This is a genomic window from Spiroplasma sp. ald (assembly GCF_044714355.1).
In the GTDB taxonomy this organism is placed as follows: Bacteria; Bacillota_I; Bacilli_A; order Mycoplasmatales; family Mycoplasmataceae; genus Spiroplasma; species Spiroplasma phoeniceum.
Window position 1 is genome coordinate 1 of the sequence record NZ_RXFY01000034.1, and the last position, 10,047, is coordinate 10,047.

The following is a 10,047-nucleotide window of genomic DNA, read 5'->3' on the forward strand; positions in this document are numbered from 1 at the left end:
TCAACAACATTATTCGTCGGAATAATATTGCGTTGAACTAATAAACTTGTTTCTTCCAATGTTGCTTTAATAAATTTAATGTTATTATCAAATTCATTAATAACATATCTTAATTTTTGATTTATTGAAGCCACATTATCACCGGTAATCATTAAAAAGTATGCAGTTTTTAATTTTTGATTACCGTATTGCAAATTCATATATCAATTTTTTAAATTTGTTAACTGAGTTTTTTTAAACTCAGTTTTTTCTTTGACTAACAAATTATCAATATGTTTAATTTGTTCATTAAATTCATACGGGGTTTGAATTTTACAAATTTCAAAATCAATGTCTATTGTTTTAAAAATGCTTGTTAATTTGTAAATAGGAATATCGCGTTCTTGTTGATTAGCCAAAGAAATATCAACCGCTTCAATGCGATACACAACTGCAACTTTATTTGAAAAAGTAATAACATTATTTTCTATTTTTTTAATTTGACTAATTTTTAAAACATCGTTATTGTGTTTTTTAACAAAAATATATTTGAATGCTGTTCAAATAACGTTGTATAGTTTAGTACCGTTTTTGGTTGGAAACATTAAAATTAAACTTATTAATCAAATAAAAATCGTAATAAGTACACTAGCAATTATTTGATACTTAAATAAGAAAGAAAAAATCAATGCTGTAATTAAAAAGTCAATTACAATAATTCCAATTTCAACTTTACCAATACCACCAAGTGCATTCGAAATCGTAAAACGAATTTTACTTGCTCGTTTTGTAATAATGCGTGCTTTATTTTTTTCCATAATTATTTACCTCTCTTAATGCTATTTTTTATTTTTTCTTATAGTTTTTACAGTACTTTTATTTATCAGTAAATCACTGGTTGATTTTTTCAGATGATTTACTATATTGGTTTTTATAATCGCCAGTGAATGCGTTTTTAAATTGTGCCTTGGCAACATTTTTAAATCCGTGTTCTTTCGCACCGGCGTGATAAGCACGAACCGCCCCAATTCCACGAGCAGTTTTTTTACTTAAATTATAACTGGCTCGAACACCACCCACTGTCAACGCCCCACCAGTCATAAAAGCATTGGTTGCTACTTTCAACCCCATTATGTTACCAATGCCATCAGCCAACGATGTATTACCACCCAACAACGATGATAATAGTTGTGGTGATTTAACAACAACAATGCCAAAAGCAAAAATACCTAGTAGAGTAAAAATTGGTCTTGTTGTTTGGTCGGGAATGGCTTTGCCAATTTCCGCAAATACTGACATACTCCATAAGAACAAACTATACGCCAATAACACCATATTAAAACTAATAAAACGAGCAACCGTTAATTCTTTTCAGTTTTTAAATCTTCGTCCCTCATCTTGAATTGCCGAAACTATCACAACGGGCGATAAAACATAAAGAATTAATAATTCCGCAGTTCGCCAAAATAGGAATAATGCAATCAACAAGAAAATGTAAATCATAAAGCCCTCAGAAAACAAACATAGCAAATAATTAAAATGTCCACTATCTTTGAATGTTCAACTTGCGGGAACATAATCAAAGTCGTGCATTCCATTATCAAACGACGAATTAAATATAAACAACCCGATATTTTGCAACTGCAAGTTACTTGCTTGCATAATCGCTTGAGTTAGCAAGTTAACAATAATATTTAAGGTATAAAAAATAACTGGTATTGTCGGAATAGCGACAAACAATAAAATCATATTACGCAATGTTATTCTTAACTTGCTATGTTTTTCATCCGCCAACATTATTTCAATCATTCTTCCTGCAAGCAATAACGCCAATATAATTCCCGCAATTGATAACATCACAATAAATAACATTGGTACACCACCAACAGTATTATTTTCAAACAACAAACGATTTGCCAAATCACCCCCCGACATAAAATAAATTATGTCTTGGAATTTACTTAAAAGTCATAGCAACGGTTTTATGAAAATAATATATAAGATAGCAAAAACCGCTTCCAAGATTTTACCAAGCAATCAACTTGGAGCGTCACCCCCACTATCAGTCGCCGTTTGACTATACTGAATAAACATTTCTGAAGCGTGAGTACTAGTAAAATGATTTATTGTGTCAGGGGTAAATATCGCCATAATCGCAGCAATGATAACAACAATAATAACTGCTATTAACATCAACGGCAAAAATGCTATAATAAGAAAGATAGCCATTTTCTTAATCATATTGTTAACAATGGCTATGACATTTTTAAATGATGTTGGCTTTATCTTGGCTGACTTGCCAACACCGAAGGGGTTTTTTAATCCTTTTTTGTTTTGTACCATTTTTTAATCCCCCTTTTATGCAATTCCTAAAATAACATCTTTTAGACCCAAGACAATCGCACTTGCCAAAATCACTATTCCCAAACAAACGCCGACCCAAGTTACGCGAGCAATCGTTTCTCTGCGTTGTTCAGCGTTTTTGGCAAATTTACCAGCAATACCATAATACGCCACCATAACAATACCAATAACAATTGCTATTCCGATTAAAATTGGCATTCCAACAGAAAGTATTTTATTGCCAATTTCTTGTAAGCTAGTTGTGCCACTTGTCGCTAAGAAAGTCATCATTATTTATCACCTCGTTGTTTTGCTTCTCATTCTTCGTCATCTTTTTTCATTTGAGCAATATCTTTTTCTGTTTTTGCCACAAAGGCTTTTTCTTTTTTCTCGCGGATTGGTTTTAAAATAAACGGGTCAACCACAAACCGTTTAAACAACCACCCAAGAAGAGCAAAACCAAAAATTGAACCCAAGACAATTCCAAAGATAGACCAAATACCCAAACCAGATTTCTTGTTATTGTCAGGTGTTGCTGGTGTTGGTAGTTCTTTTTGTTGCACTGGGATTGTTTTAGCGGTCAAACTTAACAGTTTTGTACTGCCATTAACAGATTGAACTTTGACATCTTTGCTAGCAGTTCAATCACCCGCAACAAGATTATCAACGCTAATAACATAGTCGGTGTTTTCTACAACATCAGTAGCATACTTTTCAACTTGCTCTTTTACACCAGCAAGTAGTTTTGTTTTATATTTATCAATTTCATCTTGGTTAACATTTTTAATGTTATCAACAACAAAGTTATCTAACTTTAAATCTAAGTGAGCTAAACTTTGTTTCCAAGTCTTCGATAACTCAAACAAAGTATTTAATTGACTGGCACTAGAACCACGGATATTTTTTTCTCCGTTATCTTCTGCTCACTCTTCAAATTTTTTGCCATTTGGTGTATCCCAATAATGTGCTACCAATTGTTTCTCTGATACTTGCAAATAATAATTATTCTTCGTTGAAAAATATTGATGTTGCAATTCAATCAAATAACGACCATCAACTGAACCATATTGTCCCTTATCAATTTCTAAACCACTCACTGGGTCAATTGGTGTTGATTGTGATGTTTTATTTCAATTTTCATCACAACCATACAGAAAACCAGTTACGACACGGCCATTTGGTGGTTGTTTTATTTTAATAACAATTTTTCCGTTTGCATAATAGAATGTGTTAACTGGGTTTGTGAGATTACTTGTATCAATTTGACCAAGATAATCTTTATCTATTTGAACACCACTTGCCGTTGATGTTAAATCAATTTTTGCTTTTACCACAATTGTGGGAAAAAAATTGTATTTAACATCAACTGAACCTTTATAACTCTTGCTATCTGGTTTTGCGGTTAAAGTTGCAGAGTGATTATCTTTATTTGTTATTTCAATTTGTGAAAAATCAACAATGCGTCCATTTTTCTGTGTAATTGCCGAAAAAATAGTACTGTCATTCTTATCAACAAGGTTACCTAAATTATTCTCATCACCAAATTTAATTACATCGCTTAAATTTTCTTTAACAATTGGCTTGAGCGGTTCTATTTTTGCCGCCATAACAACATCAATGTCTTTGCTCGTGTATTTTGTTCCACGAATATCATATTTGATAACTAATTTATGGGTCTTTTCACTAGTTTCAGGTGTCACATTGATATTTACTTTGTGATCTAACATATTTTGTTTAACACCATTTCATAAAACTTCAGTAACATTTGGGTTATCAATATTGATGTTAGTTTCACCATCCACCGTTAAACGCATACCGTTATTAGACCAAGTCGCTGTTTTATCATTTTCAGCAAGCGAAAACGAAATTCCCTTTTGAAAATCACTATTTTTAGATATAGTTAATTTCGTAATATTCCCATTATTATCAATTGTTGGTGTTATTGGTTCATTAATACCATTTCAACGATAAACTGATTTAAAATATATACCATTATCATTTGTTCACGCTATTGAACCCATTGGGTCAGAAAATTTATTAATATATAATTCTCCTTTGATTCTTGTTAAGACTAAATCATACTCACCTTGACTATCTAAAATTTTTCTTCTATCTGAATAATTGATGTTTTGAAAAGATTTTATTCGTCAATTATTACTATCTTTTCCATGCCATATAGCAATATATCACTTATTATCAATTTTACTAAATGGTATAGCATTTGCTTTAAGTTTTTCTCAATTTTTATATTCAATACCTTTTATTTTTATATTAAAACCAGTTGTAACATCTTTTTCCGTTGTCCCAATATCACGTTTTGCTTGAGTTTGTACTGTGTTTGCTAACAACGGAGCAGGAACGCTCGCTGTCAATGTTGATATAGTTAAGATACTTAGTAGTTTTTTCATTTTATGTTTCCTTTCTGAATTCTCTTTTTAACAAAAAAAGAGAATAGCACCACCGCTATTCCCACACGAAATTTTTGAACATATTTTACCAAAGGACAAACAAACACCCCAGTAAAATATGTTAAAATTGTCGGTGGAAACGCTAGTTGATATCTAGTGTTTCCACGATAGTAATTTATTTTATGATAAATTACTATCACTAATTTTTATTAAAAATATTTAATTACATGAATATTATACACTAGATATATTTTATATATGTAGTTTTTTTATTTTAAAATAGAAGATTTTATATTTGATACTTGATACATTTAGAGTAACATAACATACCAAAGATAAAAAATATCTTGGTAAAAAAAATTATAACACAATTTATTATTTACCGCAGTTATTATCGCCCATATTGATAGTAAATCACTTATCATCAACTTTTTGGATGACAAAACTACAATTCAAACATTTTTGTAAATCAACATCGACAATCATTAAATTATGATTGATAGTATCTTTATTATTTATTTTTTTCATCTTTACCTTATCTACTTCCGCTTTCTTTTGTTTGATTTTTTTTTGGTTTCTTCTTTTTTATCGGAGATGTGTTATTTTTGTGTCATTCTTTTTCTAATTTTTCAAAAAAATCACTTAAATTTTTAAGAAGAGATTGAAAATGTGTTTCGTTGTTGTTTTATAAATATTAGTGTAATTCAGGGATAAAAAGTAAATTATCAATATATTCATCAAATTATTTTTCGTGTTTCTCACAAATGGAAAAAGCGGGCAATACAAGTAATCTTATTTCTTCATAGTAAGGGGCAATACAAATTTCTTCATCTATTTTCATTGTTATTTGATTTCCTTGATCAGTTCTTCGTATGCTTGCTTTTGCCGCCAATATGTAGGGTTGGTTCATATTGTATCTAATTTAACGGTATTTTTTGAAAACGTATCAGAATGTTTAATATCACATTTTAATAAATATTGAGTAAGATTATCATTTTTTAATCATTCCAAAATGGTTTCTGTAACATCATTATTTTTTACATTATTTAGTAAAATCTTAATATTTGGTGGTTGTTTATTAATAATTTTAGCAATATGATTTAAAGTATTTTTTAAATCTAACACCCCTTTATAACAACCACCATCATCAGTTAATGGTGCAATTATTAAATCAGATAACATCAAAAAACTAATTGCTAGTTCTTGTATTGTTGGTGGGTAATCAATCAAAATATAATCATAACTATCAAATATTTTTTCATTAATTTCATAAATTAAATCAGAAAATAAATATTTATCTTTTTCACTTTTATAAAAAGTATTTATTAAAGTTGTTGTTGAATTTATTTCTTCTCCGCCAACAATAATATCAATGTTTTTATATTTTGTTGATTGAATAATTTTATCAATAGTTATTAAACTTGGGTTTGTAATTAAAGGTATAATATTTTTTTTATAATCATAATTATTGTTAGAAAAATTAGATGATAAGGTTGCTTGCGGGTCAAGGTCAATCAATAAGACTTTTGCCCCATCAATAGCTAATTTATAGGCAACATTTTTGCATAATGTCGTTTTGCCTACCCCACCTTTTTTTACTGCAAAACTAATCATCTTCATTTTTACTATTCTCCAATCTATCAAAATAATCTCTTAAAATATTATTCATAAGAGTTGTGTTTGTTCACTGTTTTTGTTTTGCTAAATTTCTAAATTTTTGTACTAATTCCACATCGCATAGCATCCTTGGCATAACATTAATTTCATCCATTTTTTTAAATTCTTTAACATTTTTAAAACTAGAATTATTTTTGTATATATCATTATTATTTATAGTTTCCTTTATTAATTTATTTACTTTATTAGGCATACTGTTCCCTTTCTATACTATTAATACTATATTTAGTATTAATAGTATTATACAATAAAGTTAATCAAAATCAAGTCTTTATATATCTATACTATTAATACTAAATATAGTATTAATAGTATTATACAATAAAGTTAATCAAAATCAAGTCTTTATTACCATTTACCCGCTAAAACAACACTCAATGCGCCACAAACGACAATTGCAAAACAAACAACAAAAAACCCTTATAAAATAAGGGTTTTAAATAGGGAACTATATTAAATTATTTGGGTTAAATTGCTCGCAATATTTCATCAGAATACTAATCAATTGCTTATCTTTTTGTAGTAAACCGTTGATAATTTGCAAATTATCAACTTCATATTTTAGAAAAATGACAGCACTTCAATTTAAATTAAACATCACATATCACTTTCGTTTTTTAGTAATTATATCTCAATCTGGGCTCGCGGTGATTTTCATAAGTTTGTGAAAAATAACTTAAAGTTTAAAAAAATTTTTGCCGCGCTTTTCAAAATCCTTGGGAAAAATTCTAAGCGTCAAGCGAAGAATTTTATAAAGGTTCCCAAATTTGTTTGAAAGAATCTCAAAATATTTTTTAACTTGTAATTCATTTTATCACAAAAATTTAAGAAAATCAACCGCTCGCCCAAAATTAAAATTTGAATTTGATATAAAAATTAGTAAAATTAAAAAAATATTTGCTCTTTTAAATATTTTTGATGCTATAATCAAATTGCCTAAAAATAAATTTAGGTTGTTAGCAAAGTAAAATAAAAAAATGAAAATACAACTCGCAAAAATTTATATTTTCATAATTATAAAATAACAAAATAATACTATTTTTTCAAATTATATTTTGAAAACTAATAAATTTTCAATTTTGTTGAAAATTTTTTTTAATTAAATTTATTTTGTAAAAAAATGAAGGGAAACAAAAAATGAAAATACTTTTAGGATTATTAGGAACAATTATGATAACTGGAAACACAATACCATCAGTTATTGCCGCTAGTCCTTATAAAAAAGAAGAAAATATCAAAAATAGTGATATTAATTATCGACAAACAAATAATTTAGAAACTCTAAATAGAAATAAAAGAGGCGTTGATGATGGTAATGAACTTGTTGGTTTAGACCCATTTTATGCCTCTTTTGTACCAAATTTGTGAGAAGAAATTATAATTATAAAATATGAATCTGGTAATAACTTATCACTTTTTCAAAAAAAAGTTTATGAAAAATTTAAAGTTTATAAATTTGATATATGAAATTGATTTATAATATATCCTACTGTTTATAATTTTTTAAAAGTAATTTTTAATAATTGAGATTATGTAAATTTTTATTGAAGAAATAGCACAAAAAGAGAAAGAATTAGAATTGTAACTGAGAAAAATATGATTGCTAGTGTTGTCATAAGAACAGGTGATAGCAAGTATTATCGAAATGATTATTTAAATAATCAAATAATAAATGAAGTTCTTATAAATAGGGATTTAGGAAAATTATTTATTATTAATCAACAAACCATTTTAAATTCAATAAAATTAAGAAATTGAAATATAGATATTTCACATTTATCTGTTTCAGATATAACAAATAAATCAGCTAAAATAACAGTAAGTTCAATTGGAAAATATAATAAAGGAACATGAGTAAATGTATATTTTAAAAAACATGATTTAATTAGTTTAAGTGGTATTAAAAATAATAAAATTGAAATATTAAATAGAAATGAAACTGCAATTTTAAATGAGTTAAATTACTTAAATTATGATTTAGATATATCACAGTTAGAACTTTATGATATTATAAATACATCAGCTATTATAAAAGCAAAAAAAGATAATAGTAAATATTTTGATGAAAAGAAAATTTACTTTACAATAAATAATCAAGAAAATAAAATTATTGATTTAGGTGAATTAATTAAAAAAGGTATATTTTTAAGTTTTAGAGATAAAAATAAAGAAAGTATTATAAAAGAAATTAATAATATTGACGAAAATGATTTAATATATTCAAATATAAAACTAACAAAAGATATTAATGAAATTTATAATAAAAATACAAAAGAACTTTGTAATGACATAACAATGTTAACTAATGATTCATCTGAAATTCAAAACATGAAAACAAATAGTTGTACATATAAAAAAGAAAAATTAGAAAATATTAAAATCACAGTAGGTTTAAAAAATAAAAAAATAAGTTCACAAACATCAAAAACAAAACAAAAATCAAATTTGGAATTAAACGCTGATATAACTGCAAAAAATAAATATTTAAAAAAAATTTTGGGTTTAACATTTAATGCTGGAGGAAAATATCAAAATGAAACTAATTTTGAAGATTCAAAAATACAAGAATTAAGTGATGAATTTGATTTATCAGACAATAAAGAATATGAAAATAAAGAAACTTCTGAAATAACAATACCTTCTCAAGAAATTAAAGTTAATCCAAGACAAAAAATTAAATTTTCTATTTTATTAGATCAAGTTTCAAAACAAATTATATGAAATTTAAAACAAAATATTCATGGAGAAATTAATGCAGAAATAACAAATGAAGAAAATATGACATACAAATTTGAAATTTCAATTAAAGAAATTATGCAAAAACTAAAACAATATAGTCTTTTACCACAAGAAATTACAATAAATAATGACGATACAATTACTTTTAATGGAAAATTAATGGGATCATTACAACAAACTCTTAATAATAAAATAAAAATTGAACAAATAAATAATTATGATGTTCTTGCCGATGGTAGTTGTTTGTTTTGATCTGTAGCAACATCTTATTTATTACCAGTAAGAAATAATAATGATGAATTTAGAGCGCGATTTATTAAATTATTCGGTGAACAAAAATTACAAAATTTATTATATGTTCAAAATTTATTACAACAATTTAATTTAGAAAATAATAGAGATTTAAATCAATTGTGATATCAAAATCAAACAGCAAATAATTTAGTAACAAACGTGTTTCGTAATCGTGTTGTTGATTATATACAGTCAAACTTAAACATGATTACAAATCGTGGAAGCGAATTAACATTTAGAAATCTTATTCAAGAAAATAATGATATTGAAAATAATTATTTAGAGAGAATGAGAGAACCATCAACATGAGGTGGTACACCAGAGATATTAGCAATGACTAATATGTTAAATGCTAATATTAGTGTAAATAATCATGCTCCATATCAACCAATTAATCAAAATTCAACCAATACAATAAATATATTTCATGTTAATGGAAATCATTATAATTTTGGTTTAGAAAATCAAACACCGCAGACAGATGCAAAATATAAAAAAAGTACTGGTGGTGGTTGTTTAACTGAAGAAGATAATGATATTGAAAATAATAGTTCATCTTTAAATTTTCCACAATTAAAAAAAGATGAATATCATTTTATTAATCAAA

The 10,047-nt window shown here is 26.6% G+C and carries 6 protein-coding genes and 1 pseudogene; 1 reads left to right on the forward strand and 6 read right to left on the reverse strand.

What is annotated here, in order from left to right; translation table 4 throughout:
• The 6 genes from EHU54_RS02665 to EHU54_RS02690 all read right to left on the reverse strand — a co-directional run.
• Positions 1-797, reverse strand: a 797-nt coding sequence (locus tag EHU54_RS02665; protein ID WP_400248798.1) for a hypothetical protein, incomplete at its 3' end; no start/stop codon positions are given.
• A gap of 58 nt (positions 798-855) precedes the next feature.
• Complete coding sequence (locus tag EHU54_RS02670) at positions 856-2,322, reverse strand: Mbov_0396 family ICE element transmembrane protein (RefSeq protein WP_400248799.1); 1,467 nt, start codon at positions 2,320-2,322, stop codon at positions 856-858.
• Positions 2,323-2,337: 15 nt separating this feature from the next.
• Positions 2,338-2,613, reverse strand: coding sequence for an Mbov_0395 family pilin-like conjugal transfer protein (locus EHU54_RS02675; RefSeq protein ID WP_400248800.1), 276 nt, complete (start codon positions 2,611-2,613; stop codon positions 2,338-2,340).
• Positions 2,613-4,730 (reverse strand): adhesin, encoded by a 2,118-nt coding sequence (locus tag EHU54_RS02680; RefSeq protein WP_400248802.1) that lies wholly within the window; start codon positions 4,728-4,730, stop codon positions 2,613-2,615. The genes EHU54_RS02675 and EHU54_RS02680 overlap by 1 nt, the downstream gene beginning before the upstream one ends.
• Before the next feature lie 843 nt (positions 4,731-5,573).
• Complete coding sequence (locus tag EHU54_RS02685) at positions 5,574-6,350, reverse strand: ParA family protein (RefSeq protein ID WP_241460304.1); 777 nt, start codon at positions 6,348-6,350, stop codon at positions 5,574-5,576.
• Positions 6,337-6,600, reverse strand: coding sequence for a hypothetical protein (locus EHU54_RS02690; RefSeq protein ID WP_198049707.1), 264 nt, complete (start codon positions 6,598-6,600; stop codon positions 6,337-6,339). Before EHU54_RS02690 ends, EHU54_RS02685 begins: the two co-directional genes overlap by 14 nt.
• Positions 6,601-7,544: 944 nt before the next feature.
• Between EHU54_RS02690 and EHU54_RS02695 the strand changes: the two are divergent.
• Positions 7,545-10,047 (forward strand): annotated as a pseudogene (locus EHU54_RS02695) (hypothetical protein); the annotation flags it as partial.